We start from the raw sequence: 15,527 nt of genomic DNA on the forward strand, positions 1-15,527 counted from the left end.
GGGCTCTTTTATTTTTCATTACAATCCATAAATCATTCTCCCCAAATTCAGTAACTTTAGTGTTTATAACATCATTATTTCAACGAAAAAAGAATTATTATGAAAAAACTTTTTGCACTTTTAATGTTTACTTCCCTGCTGTTTACGGCTTGTGAAGGAGACCAGGGACCTCCAGGTCCTCCTGGTCAAGATGGAGTCTATTTTGTTGGGCAGTCCTTTGAGAGGACTATGGATTTAACCTCTGCAAACAACTACCAAACTACAGTAGAAATTCCTTTAAGTATTGATTTATATGAATCTGACATGGTATTAGTCTATCGCCTAATTGGTCAGGTAGACGGCTATGATGTATGGAAACTACTTCCTGAAACTATTTATACTTCTTCAGGTGAATTCCAATATAATTTTGAACACAATTTTGATTATGTCACCATCTTTATGGATTTTTCAGCAACATTTAATTTTAATGAATTATTACCTAGCGACACCTTAGATCAAATTTTTAGAATTGTTATACTTCCTGTCGATTTTGTAAACAGTAGTAATATAGATGTTACAAATTACGATGAAGTCATGGAGTTTGTCCAATAAGAATTCAGCAATTAAAATACACAATGCCAAGTCCGAAATTAATTTCGGACTTTTTTATTTCCAAAGGCTTAAACTTTGCTGAAACAACTTATATATTTGCAGCCTTAATATAACGTTTTCGTAAATGGAGTGCATTAGTGTTTTTGATATGTTGAAAATTGGTGTGGGACCGTCTAGTTCCCATACACTTGGCCCTTGGAGGGCTGCAGAACGTTGGATTGCAGAACTAAAAAACAAAAATAAATTTGATAAGGTTGAGAAAGTAACCGTAGACCTTTTTGGCTCCCTTTCTTTAACAGGAAAAGGCCACGCTACAGATTATGCCGTTCTTTTAGGATTAAGTGGTGCAGACCCAGAGCGCATTCCAACCGAAGACATTGATGTGATCATTGCTAACATCAAAAACTCGCAAACACTCTGCTTCAATAACGAAAAAATGATTCCCTTTGATTTTAATGAGGGGATTAAATTCAATCGAAAGTTCCTGCCCTTCCACGCCAATGCCCTCACCTTTACGGCAACCATTAATGGCAGAAATTACAAATCTACCTACTACTCTATTGGCGGTGGATTCGTGGTTCAGGAAGAACGTAAAGTAGCCAAGGCCAATAAAATTATCTTTTACTGCACCTTCCCTTACCCTATTGAAACGGGAACCCAGTTATTGGATTTCTGCAATCAATTGGAGTTGCCAATTTCAGGAGTGGTTTTGGAAAACGAAAAATCCATACGAGAGGAAGCTGCCATAGATTTTGAATTGAAGCGCGTTTGGGATACCATGTTGGAATGCATGTACCTAGGTTGCCATACCGAGGGAAACCTGCCAGGCGGCCTAAATGTAAGAAGACGTGCTTACGATACCCATCAAAAACTAAAAGGAGAACTTCCATATAATACACCTCAGGAATGGCTGGAGACCATTCGGCTTACAGAAGTAAAATTCAGACAGATCTTTAAATGGGTAAGTTGTTTTGCTTTAGCCGTAAATGAAGTAAACGCCTCCTTGGGACGTGTCGTTACAGCCCCTACCAATGGTAGTGCCGGGGTAATTCCTGCCGTATTGATGTACTATATGGTGATTGAAAATCACAAAGCTAATTTTCAACATGTAAAACGTTTCCTTTTGGTGGCAGGAGAAATTGGCAGCATCTTTAAAAAAGGCGCCACGATCTCTGCTGCAATGGGCGGGTGCCAAGCCGAAATAGGCGTATCCTCTGCCATGGCCGCTGGTGCTCTTTGCGAGCTTTTGGGAGGTACCCCTGAACAGGTATTGGTAGCTGCAGAAATTGCTATGGAACACCATTTGGGACTTACTTGCGACCCTATTGGCGGATTGGTACAGGTGCCTTGTATCGAGCGTAACTCTATGGGAGCCATTAAAGCCATTAATGCCGCTGAATTGGCCCTGGACACAGACCCCAACAATGTAAAAGTGCCATTGGATAAAGTGGTCAACACCATGTGGGAAACTGCAAAGGACATGAATTCCAAGTACAAAGAAACTTCAGAAGGAGGTTTGGCCGTAGGAGTTAACCTAACGGACTGTTAACAAAGTTTTAGCGTTCCAACAGAACGGAATAATAGCTTTAATAACATAATTTCTTATTTAAACTCATTATTTTTGCATCTCCTAAATGTAAAACACTATGTCTGTAGCTAAAAAAGAATACAAACGAATTACGGTTAAGTCCTTGGTAGAAATGAAGCAAAACGGAGAAAAAATCTCTATGCTCACTGCCTACGACTATACTATGGCGAAAATTGTTGATGAAGCTGGAATAGATGTTATTCTTGTTGGAGATTCTGCCAGTAATGTTATGGCTGGTCACGAAACAACACTTCCCATCACTTTAGACCAAATGATCTACCACGCCTCTTCTGTAATAAGAGCGGTTCAACGTGCTTTAGTTGTAGTGGATTTACCTTTTGGTAGCTATCAGAGTGATCCTAAGGAAGCCCTTAGGTCCGCCATTAGAATCATGAAAGAAAGTGGCGGACATGCCGTGAAACTTGAAGGTGGTAAAGAAATCAAAGAGAGTATCAAACGTATTCTTCATGCAGGCATTCCTGTTATGGGGCATTTAGGATTGACGCCGCAATCTATTTACAAATTCGGAACTTATACAGTAAGAGCTAAAGAAGAGCAAGAAGCTAAAAAGCTTAAGGAAGACGCCTTAATGTTGGAAAAAGCTGGTTGTTTCGCCATTGTTTTGGAAAAAATCCCCGCACAACTTGCCAAGGAAGTAGCCGAAAGCGTTTCTATCCCCGTTATTGGTATTGGCGCTGGAAACGGTGTAGACGGACAGGTTTTGGTATTACACGACATGCTGGGAATGACCCATGAATTTAATCCAAGATTTTTGCGTCGCTATATGAATCTTTATGAAGAAATGACCTCGGCCATCTCACAATACGTAGACGATGTGAAGACATTGGATTTCCCTAACGACAACGAACAATACTAAGGTTCTAATTTCCCAATATCAGTCTAGTGGGCCAAAAAACCATATCCACACCAGAAAATCTTCAGGTTTTATATGAGGACAATCACATTATTGTGGTTAACAAACGTGCTGGCGATTTGGTACAAGGCGACAAAACCGGAGATTCGCCGCTTAGCGATATTGTTAAGGCGTATTTAAAAGACAAATACAACAAACCCGGAAACGTATACCTTGGCGTAGTACATCGTTTAGACAGACCCACTACAGGCATTGTGCTGTTCGCAAAAACCAGCAAGGCACTTCCGAGACTCAACAAATTGTTTTCAGAAAAAAGTGCCTCCAAAACCTACTGGGCCTTGGTTAAAAACCAACCTCCCAAAATGGAAGACACGCTTATCCACTGGTTAAAAAAGAATCCAAAGAATAATAAATCCTCCGCATTTCACAAGGAAACCACTGGAAGTAAAAGAGCTGTATTACACTACCGTGTTATTAAGCAATTGAACAATTATTTTCTGCTGGAAATTGAATTGGAAACAGGCCGTCACCATCAAATTAGATCTCAATTATCTAGTATTGGATGCCCAATCAAGGGAGATTTAAAATATGGCTTCGACAGAACCAATCCCGATGGCAGCATTCATTTACATGCCCGGAAATTGGAATTTACGCATCCGGTTTCCAAAGAAGCTATATGCATTACTGCTCCTTTGCCCAATGATCCACTTTGGGATGCCTGCCAAGATTAACGATCTAAACCCCATGGTTTCAAACGAAACCTTATGGGATTCCCTGTAGTTTTCTGAGCCAGTGAATTGATAGAAGCTTCCGTAAGCTGCAACACCCTTGGATAGCCTCCCGTAGTTTGACAATCCCGCATCAACACTATTAACTGCCCTGAAGGTGTCAATTGTACCGTTCCAGGAAGCACAGGAGCGGTTATAATAGCATTTAAATTATTAGGAAGGGTTTCACTCATCTGATAGGCCATACGGCTGTTATGGTTCGAAATTGTAAATGTTTTTGAAAACAAGATGGTTTGTTGCTCTTCGGAGAGCTCATTGAACTCTGGCCCATCAAAAACCTCCAAAGTCTCCGAAACAACATAGGAGTCATCAAACCTAACAACTGCATGTCTTTCCATGGAATGTTTCTTCATTTCCATAAGCTTCAACTCATCTCCTTTTTCAATCCTACTTTGTAGCGTCACTGGCCAATACATACTCCGACTTCCCAATATGGATTCTGTTTGAACACCTCCCAAAACCGCCAAATAGCACCTCATCCCCTTTTGCAATCTTCCAAAAGCCACTCGATCTCCTTGAAAAACGTTAATAGCCATATTGTTTTTAACAGCTGCTCCGTTAACCTTGGGGCTCATTTCAGCTCCAACAATACAAATACTCGTAGCCTTTGTAAATTCCAATTCAGGACCTACCATGGTAATCTCAAAAACAGCCGCATGTTCCGGATTCCCTAAAAGCGCATTCGCAAACTTTGCAGATTGAACATCCATAACACCAGACATAGGCACTCCAAAACTAGCTTGCCCAAACCTGCCCAAATCTTGAACCGAAGTATACAATCCTGCCTTTAGAACCCTAATCATAACCGCTTTCTAAACTTAGGTTGATACACTCCATAATCCACATCACTTTTTATCTTTTCATACTCCAAAATGTCTATTGGAACAAACTGAACTTGATCTCCCGCTTTCACAAAACATGGCGGAGACTGATTCGGGTCGAAAAATTCTAAGGGAGAATTTCCTATAATATTCCACCCACCCGGACTTTCATTTGGGTAAATTCCTGTTTGATTCCCACCGATGGCTACCGCCCCTTTTTCGACCTTCATTCTTGGTGAGGATTTTCGTGGAAACTGAAGTTGATGATCCAGTCCTCCCAAGTATAAAAATCCGGGTAAAAAACCGATAAAATAAACGGTATAAAATGGTTGGGAATGCAGTTGAATTACGTCTTGTTTTGTCAACTTTTTTCCTTCTGAAATTTCATTCAAATCCAACGCAAATTTAGTATCATAGCAAACTGGAATTTCCCAAACCAAAGATTCCAAAGTCACATCATCAACTTGCGATTCATATAGTGATTTCAACTTCAAAATTTCACTATTGAAATCATCAATAGTTAAACCATAAACAACTAATAATGAATCATATGACTGAATTATATCAACAATAACTTTAGGAAGATTTTTCTGAATATTATTTTTAAACAAAAGTACATCTTTTAATACATTTTCATCAATACGAGAAGGCCATTCCACTAAAATAGAACGTTCATTGAAAGGTAAAAACTTCAACTGAAAACCCTTCATAACATCATAAAATTTTCACATTATTCACCTTTAATTTAGCAGTCAATTCTTGAAGTATTTGTACTGCTTTTGGATGGTCACCGTGAACACAAAAAGTATCGGCTTTTAAATCCATTTCAGAACCAGTAACAGTCCTAACTTTTTGCGTTAAAATCATGTTGTAGATATGATCAAAAACAGCTTCTGTAGTTTCGATAATCGCCTCAGGTTCCTTTCTGGACACCAAGGTCAAATCATCATTGTAATTCCTATCTGCAAAAGCCTCATAAGTCACCTTAATATTTTCCTTTGAGGCCAAATCTGCAATTACAGATTTATAGGGTACGTATAAAGCCACGGGCATCGCAATGCTTTTGATTACCTCTATTATTACCTGAGCTGTTTTTACATCAACAGCCGCCTTATTGTACAGAGCACCATGAGGTTTGATATGGTGCAACGGTACATTTTCTTGATATAGCACCGCCGTTAAACTCCTTACCTGTTTTTTAAGGGACGTATATAAATCTGCACAGGAAATCTTTATGGGTTCACGACCAAAATTTTCTTTGTCCAGATACGAAGGATGTGCCCCAACCTTTACTTTATACAATTTGGCCAACTTCACCACAGCCCGCATACTCTCCTCATCTCCAGCATGCCCACCACAGGCTATGTTACATGACGAAATATAAGGCATCAACTGCGCTTCGTTGCCCAAACCCTCACCTACATCTGCATTAATATCTACAACAAAACGACTCATTATACCACTTGTAAAACTTTCAATATACTTTTCAACCCCAAAAGAATGGTCACAACTAAGATAATCATTCCCATACTATTTTGAAACATGGAATTCTTGTAAGTCCCCAACAAGGAAGCTCTATTCATAGCCCACAGTAAAAACCCCGCGATTAACGGCAACAACAATCCGTTTGAAAATTGAGCAAAACGAATGATTTTTATCAAATTAAAACCTCCCATCGAAACTAAAACTCCAACTAACAAAACAACACTCCAAACTACTTTAAATCGAGTCGATTTTAAATTAGAGGGCCACCCAAAACACCCACAAGCCACATAAGCTGCTGCCAAAGGCGCCGTAATAGCACTAGTGATTCCTGCTGCAAATAGGCCTACGGAAATGACATATTTTGAAAAGGATCCAAACAAGGGCTCCAAGCTTTTTGCTAAATCGCTTGCATTAGTCACCTCCAAGCCGTTTAGGGCCGACGCCGCAATAATTACACACATAGAAACCATTCCTCCTAACACCACCGCAATACCCGTGTCTATTCTCGCAAATTTTAGGCCCTCTGTACCTTTCCATTTCTCTTTTGCCAAAGAGGCATGCAAAAACAAATTATAAGGCACCACAGTGGTCCCTATAAGCCCCACAATGGTCATCAAACTTCCTTCAGGGCTCTTAAGCATGATAATCCCTTTTATGATGTCCCCTATATTGGGACGAGTCACCACTGCAACAGCCAAAAACGACACACTCATAAGAATGACCATTGCCAAAAGAACTTTCTCCAACAACTTATAACTTCCCTGAAACAACAACAAAAAGGCTAAAATTCCAACGAGGATTACATGGAGATTAATAGAAAATCCTAAAAACTGAAGATTTATTTTTCCAAACACAGCCTCCAATCCCAACACAGCACCACTAATATTTCCTGCTTCATAAGCCGTATTGCCGACAACAATCGCGGATAACACCAAAAGCACTAAAAATCGTTTAGCCAATTTGTTCTTTATCTCACTCTGCAACACATCTGCCAATCCCTTTTGCGTCACAATACCTAGACGAGCTGCCATTTCCTGCAATACTATTGTAGCCACAATAGAAAAAACCATAGCCCACAACAAATCCAGACCAAACTGAACCCCTGCAATGGTACATACGGTTACTGTTCCAGGCCCAATAAAGGCAGCTGCTACCAAAGGCCCTGGGCCAATGTTCTTAAACCACTTACTCATGAATAGAATTCAATGCATAAATGGCAAAACTTCCCAACCAGTGCCCACCTTCATAGCTATCTCCAACAATAGACGGCAATGAATGATTGATATGCTTATAGGCGATGTTCTGTAAATGTTGATATTCTGGAATGCCTTCGGATATTTTCATCAAACTCCAAGCTCTTGAAAAATTCACCCCATCCAAGTGCACCAATTTTCCATCAGAACGATCGGACACCTTACCGACATCCAAAGTAAAATTAGTCACTACCAATTGCGGTAAAAAATCAGCAAACCATAGTTTAAAGTCTTCTTTTGGCAAAATTCGCTTCATTAAAGCAGCCTCTTCCAAACAAGGAGACAAAAAATCAAAACCTCCAGGCTCCCATGATAAGGGACACCCTTGGTCGTTCATATAAAAATCCTTAGCTCGTCGCTCAATCAACTCTTTCAAAACTATATGCCCCACACTTAAAGCATAATCATAGGCAAAGGATAAGCCGAAAGCTGTATTGGGGTGCTCTCCTACCCTAATGGGATAATTCAATTTGGGAAGAAACTCCAAATATTTCGTCACGATCAAATCTGTCAATGGCTGCAGATTGCTTTCCAGTTCTCTAGCAACTGGATCATCCCAAGTATGAAGTTCCTCAGCTAATTTCAACAACCAAGCCCAACCGTAAGTCCGCTCGTAGGTCTTATTATGTTCGCCATAAAAATAAGCGACTTCTTGGGCAATGTTCTCTTTGGAAATATGCTCCAATAGTTTTGCTTTTATCTCCGAAGCGCCTTCCAACTCGGGAAACTTCTTCAACAAACTCACCAAACTCCAATGCCCATGTACCGCCGAATGCCAATCGAAACAACCATAAAATGCAGGATGCAATTCCTTTGGGGATCGCAGGTCTTCATCACCGCCAATCACCTGATTTAATTTATTGGGATATTCAGTATCCATACAATGCAATGGCAATTGGGACAGCCTTTTGGCTTCTTCAAAATTTAGCACAGGTGCTTTTACAGCTTCCTCTCTAGCTATTTCATTAGTTACTTGTTCATTTTCACTTGACGGATTCTTGCAGGAGAACACCACAGCAAGCGCCATTACAACATAATATTGTTTCATTTAATAATGTTTATTTAAAATTTTGGACAATTACCCCAACCAACCTTCTCGATCCAAACTTCTATATTGAATAGCCTCACTTATATGAGCACCCTGAACCTCAGCACTAGCTTCCAAATCGGCGATTGTTCTTGCCACTTTCAAAATACGGTCATAAGCCCGCGCAGACAGGTTCAAGCGTTCCATAGCCGTTTTTAACAACTGCTTGGAAGCCTCATCCAATACACAATAGTTTCGGATTTGCTTGGTATTCATTTGCGCATTGTAATGCACATTATCATATTCTTTAAAGCGTGTCGATTGCATTTCCCTAGCCTTGGTTACGCGCTTTCTAATATCCACGGAAGCCTCGCCCTTCCTGTCATCGGAGAGTTTTTCAAAAGGCACTGGGGTTACTTCAATATGGATATCAATTCTATCTAACAAAGGCCCTGAGACCTTACTCAAATACCGCTGCATTTCTGCGGGAGAAGAGGTCACAGGTGCACTAGGATCGTTAAAATAGCCACTGGGACTTGGATTCATACTAGCCACCAACATAAAACTGCTAGGATAGGTTACGGTAAACTTTGCTCTGGAAATAGTCACTTCCCGATCTTCCAAGGGCTGGCGCATCACTTCCAACACCTCTCTTTTAAACTCGGGAAGTTCATCCAAGAATAAGACTCCGTTATGCGACAATGAAATTTCACCAGGCTGAGGATAACTCCCACCGCCGACTAAGGCTACGTTTGATATTGTGTGATGCGGGCTTCTAAACGGCCGTTGCGACATCAACCCAGTATGTTCTTTCACCCTCCCAACCACCGAGTGTATTTTGGTGGTTTCCAATGCTTCACTCAAAGTCATAGGCGGCAAAATACTAGGCAAACGCTTCGCCAACATGGTTTTTCCCGCTCCGGGAGGCCCTATTAAAATGATGTTGTGCCCGCCTGCTGCAGCAATCTCCATGCAACGCTTGATACCTTCCTGCCCCTTAACATCTGCAAAATCAAATTCAGGAAACTCTAGGTTTTTATAAAACTCTTCACGCGTATTGATGATGGTTTGCTCTAAAGGCTCCTCCTTATCAAAAAAGTTAATGACTTGCTTGATGTTATCCACACCAAACACCTGCAAGTCATTCACAATAGCCGCTTCCTTAGCATTTTGGCTAGGCAAAATAAAACCTTTAAAACCTTCCTCCCTCGCTTTTACCGCAATAGGCAACGCGCCTTTTATAGGCTGTAAAGTCCCATCCAAAGACAATTCCCCCATAATCAAGTAGGACTCCAAGGCTTCGGCTTTAATCTGACTTGAAGCTGCCAAAATGCCAATGGCCAAAGTCAAATCATAGGCAGAGCCTTCCTTTCGCAAATCTGCCGGAGACATATTGATGATGATCTTTTTCCCTGGAATTTTATAGCCGTTATTCTGAAGCGCTGCTGCAATTCTAAAATTGCTTTCTTTTATTGCGTTATCGGGCAATCCCACAAGGTGATACCCTATGCCGTTGTCCACATTAACTTCCACCGTAACCGTAGTAGCCTCAACGCCGAACACAGCACTTCCATAGACCTTTTTTAGCATCGTTGATTGGTTTTGCTTAAAAATATGAAAATTTGGGAAATAATAATATTGTTTGAAAATTCACTATTATTACATGACAAAGCATTTATTACATGAACACCACAAAACGCATTGGTTTCTTCCTTGGTCCGATTCTGTTTATTCTCATTCGCTTATTTTTCCATTCTGAAGGTCTTTCCACTGAAGCCAATGGAGTTTTGGCATCCACCGCATGGATAGCCGTTTGGTGGATTACCGAAGCCATCCCCATTGCAGCCACTGCGCTTTTGCCGATAGTTTTGTTTCCGCTTTGCGGCAGTTTGGACATAGGATCCACCACAGCATCCTTCGGGCATAAATATGTTTTTCTTTACTTGGGAGGTTTTATTATTGCCATTGCCATTGAAAAATGGAACCTCCATAAACGCATTGCTCTAAATATCATCAATCTTATTGGCTCCAACATCCATAAAATCATTTTGGGGTTTATGGTCGCTACCGCCTTTCTCTCCATGTGGATTTCCAATACAGCCACTTCTGTCATGATGCTCCCCATTGGTATGGCCATCATCAATCAGTTAAAGGACAATCCCAAAACCTTGAAAAATGAAAACGAGCTCTTTGGAAAAGCTTTAATGCTAGCCATTGCCTACAGTGCTTCCATTGGAGGCATCGCCACTTTGATTGGAACTCCTCCCAATCTGGTGTTAGCAGGCATCGTGAAGAGCACCTACGATTATGAAATTACCTTTCTACAGTGGTTTCTGTTTGGATTTCCCATTTCTGTTTTAATGCTCTTTATCTGCTGGAAATATTTAACCCGCGTGGCTTTTAAATTTCATCAAAAGGAATTTCCGGGAGGCAAAGAAGAAATCAAAAAACTTCTAAAATCACTCGGAAGCATTAGTTATGAAGAAAAATGGGTGACTGCTATTTTTGCGACTACAGCATTTTGCTGGATCACCAGATCCTTTTTACTTCAAAACCTACTGCCAGGGCTAGACGACACCATTATTGCCATCCTTTTTGCATTGGTATTATTCTTTATCCCCTCCAAAACCAAAGGCGAACAATTGATTTCTTGGGAAGACACACAAAAACTCCCTTGGGGCATCATTCTTTTGTTTGGTGGTGGTATGGCTCTCGCCAAAGGTTTTGAAAGTAGCGGACTCGCCCTTTGGATTGGCAATCAAATGACCTCGCTAACAGGCATTGCAACTTTTCTAGTTATACTACTTCTGATTGCGGCTGTTAATTTCTTAACTGAAATTACCTCCAACCTAGCTACCACCGCCATGTTGCTTCCCGTATTAGCCCCTATGGCCTTAACGGTAGACATGCATCCGTTCATATTGATGGTGAGCGCTGCTGTAGCCGCATCTTGTGCCTTTATGCTTCCCGTCGCCACACCCCCCAATGCTGTAGTATTTGGATCAGGTTATTTGAGAATTCCCGATATGGTAAGTAAAGGTTTTGTAATGAATTTGGTATCCATACTTATCATTACATTGTTTGTGTATTTTGTACTTCCTGAGCTTTGGGATATCAACCTGTTAGGTTTTCCTGAAGATTTAAGACTTAATCCAATCCCTGAATAAACTCTAAAGTCCGTTTTTCATTGTAATAAAATCCATCTCTCAAACAGAAGCCTACATGCCCCCCATGTTTGGGCATCTCCAAATAAATATTAGGATTTTCCTTGGCATCTTTTACAGGATAACATTCGGGTGACAAAAACGAATCATTCAACGCATTGATGATTAAAGTAGGGACTTTAATGCCTTTTAAGAATTGTAAACTACTGCACTGCTCATAATAATCCACGGCATCCTTAAAACCATGCGCTCTTGAAGTATAAACGTCATCAAAATCACTTAATGTTTTGATGGACTGTAATACCGCATCGTTCAACTCTTCCGAATATCTTAGCTGCTTCACTTTTAATTTATTGAGCAAATGTCTTTTGAATCGATCGTGAAAGAGCACATTTTTAAAGGTATGTAATTCCTCGGCCGACCCTTGAAGATAACAAGGCACAGACACGGCAACACCTGCTTTAATTTCAGGGACCAATTCTTCTCGTTCGCCCAAATATTTAAGCACTATGTTTCCACCAAGACTCACGCCATGGAAAAATATCTGTGAATAGGATTTGGTTTTCAAAATATGTTGAATAACCTCATCCAAATCATTGGTCGCTCCAGAATGGTAGGAATAGAATTTTAAGTTATCCTCCCCACTACAACCTCTAAAATTCACACAAACGGCATCAATAGCATTGGCATTGCATAATTTGGCAACACCTGTCATATACGGGCGCTGGGCATTGCCCTCCAAACCATGTAAAATAATTATGAGCTTATCAGTTTTGGTTTCAGCATAGCTCCAATCCAAATCCAAAAAATCGCCATCGGACAAAGTAATGCGTTCACGTTCCTGCTCCACGCCTTTCACCTTACGAATCAATCCAGAATATACGGTAGACACAAATCCGTTTTTTAATAATACAGGTGGTTTATAGTCCGAATGAAGAATAGGCATAGCACATTATTTAAGGGAGACAAAACTAAGAATGAAATACCTATTTAAAAACAGTTTACAGTTCTAAATCCACAAATTTGAAGGTATTGCCATCAAAAAGCCCTTTGTCACTAAGTTTGAGTGACGGAATTACCAACAATGCCATAAAGGACAAGGTCATAAATGGCGCATGCAAAGCACTGCCCAATTGTTTTGCCTTTTGGCTCAACTCTGCATAAGCCTTCCCTACAGACACGCCATCTTGATCACTCATGATTCCAGCCACAGGAAGCGGTACCACCTGCTCTTCTGCATCAGAGACAACGCAAATGCCACCTTTATTGGCAATGATCAGGTTAACAGCCTTACAAAGTGCAGCATCATCTACTCCAACAGCAATGATATTATGCGAATCATGACCTACTGAACTAGCAATAGCCCCCTCTTTCAAGCCAAAATTCTTTATAAATGCCAAAGCTGGTTTCTGGTTTTCATAGCGATTCACCACGGTCATTTTCAAGATATCCTTTTCAATATTGGACACCAATTCTCCATTAACCACCAAAGCCTCTTCCTCCAATGGATTAGTGACCAATTCACCATCCAACGCTTCAATGACCCTTATCTGTTTTGCTGAAGACTGTATTTTAAAATCAGAAATTTGTTTGGATACAGCCTTAAAGTTGTTAGGAGTTTTAAAAGTAATTGGCTCAATGAGGCTCTTTCCATCAAAAACCAATTCACCTCCAATATAGGTTTGCAATGTTTTAAAATTCAGCAAATCTTTCACCACAATGCAGTCTGCTACATCTCCCTCTTGAAGCAATCCTACCTCAAGACTATAATGCTTCACAGGATTCACACAAGCCATTTGCAACAAGTTAAACACATCATGACCTTTGGCAATGGCTCTAGCACACAATTGGTTGATATGTCCAACTATTAAATCGTCTGGATGCTTATCATCACTACAAAACATCATGTTGCGATAATGGTCTGGCAACAAATCTATCAAGGCTTCAAAATTCTTGGCGGCACTTCCTTCTCGAATCAACACTTTCATGCCTTTCTGCAGTTTCTCCAAACCTTCTTCATAGGTAAAGCACTCATGATCGGTGGAGATTCCAGCATTTATATAGGTAGACAAATCGTCTCCTCGCAATCCGGGTGCATGCCCATCAACAGGTTTGTCATAATGTTTGGCCAATGCAATTTTCTTAAGAACCTCTTCATCTTGAAACAACACCCCAGGATAGTTCATCATTTCAGCCAGATATTTTATCTCAGGATTTTCTAAAAGCGTTTTAATCCCTTCGGAATCGATGACCGCTCCAGCCGACTCAAAATTAGTCGCCGGCACACAGGATGGAGCCCCAAAATTGAACTTAAAGGGCGTTTGTTTGCCGTTTTCAATCATGAATTCCACACCTTCCACTCCTAAAACATTGGCAATTTCGTGAGGGTCGGACACTGTAGCTACGGTACCATGACACACTGCTAATCGGGCAAATTCACTTGGCACCAACATAGAACTTTCAATATGGATATGAGCATCCACAAAACCAGGAAGAATGAAATGTTCAATGTCATGTTCTTTTTCTTCAACGGAAAAAATCTTTCCATTTTTTATGGCGACTTCCCCCTTAAAAATCCTTCTATTTGGAATATCTACGATTTGCCCCTGTAGTACCATGGTCTATTTTAATTCAATTTTAATGATATGATGCGTATGGTCACAAACTTTAAAACGGCCGTCCGGACGTTTTCCTATCACCCAGATGATATAATCACCCGAACACAGTACCAAGGTATTTTCCTTTTCCAATAAGGACATTTTCTCATCCTTAAAGTATTTGCTCAATTTCTTCTTCCCTTTCATTCCCAATGGATGAAAATAATCGCCTTCTTTCCAATGTCGAATCGTCAATGGGTATTTGAGCTTTTTCTTGTCCACAAAAATTACATTGGGACCTTGATTGGACACCTCAGCAGCCTCACTAAAATACAAATTTCCAAGAGGTGTTTTTATCTTATCATCACATTCAGACACAAGAATAAGCGTTTCCTGTTTATCCTCAATTTCACTCAACAACAGAAACTCCCGGTCTTTAATTAAACGATGAGTTTCAGAAAAGAGTTGCTTCCCTGACTGGGCATCCAAAAGATCTTCCACATCATTCCACTCTGTGAAATTGTAGGTTTTTAAAAGTTCATACAAATAGGCTTTGGGATTGCTAAGGGCTTTTATTTTGGAAATATCGTATTTCACATCATATTCGGAGATTTCTTTAATCACCGAATCTTCCACTTCCTCCACACGATCTTCAATAATTGATTTAGACGCTTTTAAAAATCCAATAGTTTTCTCAAAATTCTGCAACAATTGTGGATTGATTTCCTTCAACAAAGGAATGACATCATGGCGCAATTTATTTCGCAGGTATTTTGTAGACGCATTACTACTATCCTCTCGCCATGTTAACTGATGTTCTTTGGCATATTCTACCAAACTGTTTCTTGAAAAGAGCAACAATGGTCTTACAAACAGACCATTCACTTCAGGAATTCCGGTTAAACCATCAAGCCCTGTCCCTCTAGTTAAATTGATTAAAAAAGTTTCCAAATTATCATCGGCGTGGTGAGCTGTGAGAACATAATCAAAATGAAGTTGTTTGGCCAATTCGTCAAACCAATCGTAGCGCAGCTGCCTTGCTGCCAATTGAATGGACAATTTATGCTCTGCCGCATAAGCTTCCGTTTGGAAACTCTCCAAGAATAAATCCAAGTTTAAATCTTTAGCCAATTGAAATACGAAATCGGCATCACCATCACTCTCTGTTCCACGTAAATTAAAATTGCAATGCGCCAAGGAGACATCCAATCCCAATTGATGGCATAAATGGGTCAACACCACACTATCTACCCCACCAGAAATGGCAATAAGCAATTTACTTTCAAAAAATCCTGGGAATTGCTGTTCAATATGAACCTTAAAGGTGTCGAGTGTCATA

General features: G+C 40.3%; 14 protein-coding genes. 5 read left to right on the plus strand and 9 right to left on the minus strand.

Annotation, left to right across the window (positions count from 1 at the left end):
• Window positions 1-99 precede the first annotated feature (99 nt).
• From AC6I5C_RS11735 to AC6I5C_RS11750, 4 genes are all read left to right on the plus strand, one after another.
• Window positions 100-591, plus strand: coding sequence for a hypothetical protein (locus AC6I5C_RS11735; protein ID WP_053991301.1), 492 nt, complete (start codon window positions 100-102; stop codon window positions 589-591).
• A 124-nt stretch (window positions 592-715) separates the two neighbouring features.
• Window positions 716-2,140: an L-serine ammonia-lyase gene (locus AC6I5C_RS11740; RefSeq protein ID WP_497905310.1), complete on the plus strand. Its 1,425-nt coding sequence runs from the start codon at window positions 716-718 to the stop codon at window positions 2,138-2,140.
• 97 nt (window positions 2,141-2,237) lie between these two features.
• A complete protein-coding gene (panB, locus tag AC6I5C_RS11745; RefSeq protein ID WP_053977647.1) occupies window positions 2,238-3,056 on the plus strand; it encodes a 3-methyl-2-oxobutanoate hydroxymethyltransferase in 819 nt (272 codons plus the stop codon).
• Window positions 3,057-3,082: 26 nt separating this feature from the next.
• Window positions 3,083-3,784 (plus strand): RluA family pseudouridine synthase, encoded by a 702-nt coding sequence (locus tag AC6I5C_RS11750; RefSeq protein ID WP_497905311.1) that lies wholly within the window; start codon window positions 3,083-3,085, stop codon window positions 3,782-3,784.
• Here the strand turns inward: AC6I5C_RS11750 and AC6I5C_RS11755 are convergent.
• The 6 genes from AC6I5C_RS11755 to AC6I5C_RS11780 are packed head-to-tail and all read right to left on the minus strand — an operon-like array spanning window position 3,781 to window position 10,041.
• The gene (locus AC6I5C_RS11755; RefSeq protein ID WP_497905312.1) at window positions 3,781-4,644 is read right to left on the minus strand and encodes a 5-oxoprolinase subunit C family protein; all 864 of its coding nucleotides are present in this window, start codon (window positions 4,642-4,644) and stop codon (window positions 3,781-3,783) included. The genes AC6I5C_RS11750 and AC6I5C_RS11755 overlap by 4 nt on opposite strands.
• The gene (gene pxpB, locus AC6I5C_RS11760) at window positions 4,641-5,372 is read right to left on the minus strand and encodes a 5-oxoprolinase subunit PxpB (protein WP_497905313.1); all 732 of its coding nucleotides are present in this window, start codon (window positions 5,370-5,372) and stop codon (window positions 4,641-4,643) included. Before pxpB ends, AC6I5C_RS11755 begins: the two co-directional genes overlap by 4 nt.
• 4 nt (window positions 5,373-5,376) lie before the next feature.
• On the minus strand, window positions 5,377-6,117 hold the full coding sequence (gene pxpA / locus AC6I5C_RS11765) for a 5-oxoprolinase subunit PxpA (protein WP_497905314.1): 741 nt from the start codon (window positions 6,115-6,117) through the stop codon (window positions 5,377-5,379).
• Entirely contained in the window at window positions 6,117-7,340 is a 1,224-nt protein-coding gene (locus AC6I5C_RS11770; protein ID WP_497905315.1) for an Nramp family divalent metal transporter, read from the minus strand. The genes pxpA and AC6I5C_RS11770 overlap by 1 nt, the downstream gene beginning before the upstream one ends.
• A complete protein-coding gene (locus AC6I5C_RS11775; RefSeq protein ID WP_497905316.1) occupies window positions 7,333-8,448 on the minus strand; it encodes a DUF2891 domain-containing protein in 1,116 nt (371 codons plus the stop codon). The genes AC6I5C_RS11770 and AC6I5C_RS11775 overlap by 8 nt, the downstream gene beginning before the upstream one ends.
• A gap of 30 nt (window positions 8,449-8,478) precedes the next feature.
• On the minus strand, window positions 8,479-10,041 hold the full coding sequence (locus tag AC6I5C_RS11780; protein WP_497905401.1) for a YifB family Mg chelatase-like AAA ATPase: 1,563 nt from the start codon (window positions 10,039-10,041) through the stop codon (window positions 8,479-8,481).
• 68 nt (window positions 10,042-10,109) lie between these two features.
• Here AC6I5C_RS11780 and AC6I5C_RS11785 point away from each other — a divergent pair, with 68 nt between their 5' ends.
• The gene (locus AC6I5C_RS11785; protein WP_497905317.1) at window positions 10,110-11,594 is read left to right on the plus strand and encodes an SLC13 family permease; all 1,485 of its coding nucleotides are present in this window, start codon (window positions 10,110-10,112) and stop codon (window positions 11,592-11,594) included.
• Here the strand turns inward: AC6I5C_RS11785 and AC6I5C_RS11790 are convergent.
• From AC6I5C_RS11790 to tilS, 3 genes are read right to left on the minus strand one after another with little or no spacing between them, the layout of a single operon-like run.
• Window positions 11,575-12,537: a YheT family hydrolase gene (locus AC6I5C_RS11790; protein WP_497905318.1), complete on the minus strand. Its 963-nt coding sequence runs from the start codon at window positions 12,535-12,537 to the stop codon at window positions 11,575-11,577. The genes AC6I5C_RS11785 and AC6I5C_RS11790 overlap by 20 nt on opposite strands.
• 55 nt (window positions 12,538-12,592) lie before the next feature.
• Complete coding sequence (gene ade, locus AC6I5C_RS11795; protein ID WP_497905319.1) at window positions 12,593-14,209, minus strand: adenine deaminase; 1,617 nt, start codon at window positions 14,207-14,209, stop codon at window positions 12,593-12,595.
• Between the two features lie 3 nt (window positions 14,210-14,212).
• Window positions 14,213-15,526, minus strand: a complete 1,314-nt coding sequence (gene tilS / locus AC6I5C_RS11800) for a tRNA lysidine(34) synthetase TilS (protein ID WP_497905320.1) — start codon at window positions 15,524-15,526, stop codon at window positions 14,213-14,215.
• Window position 15,527 lies beyond the last annotated feature (1 nt).

The sequence above is a fragment of the Mangrovimonas sp. sgz306409 genome, from assembly GCF_059735265.1.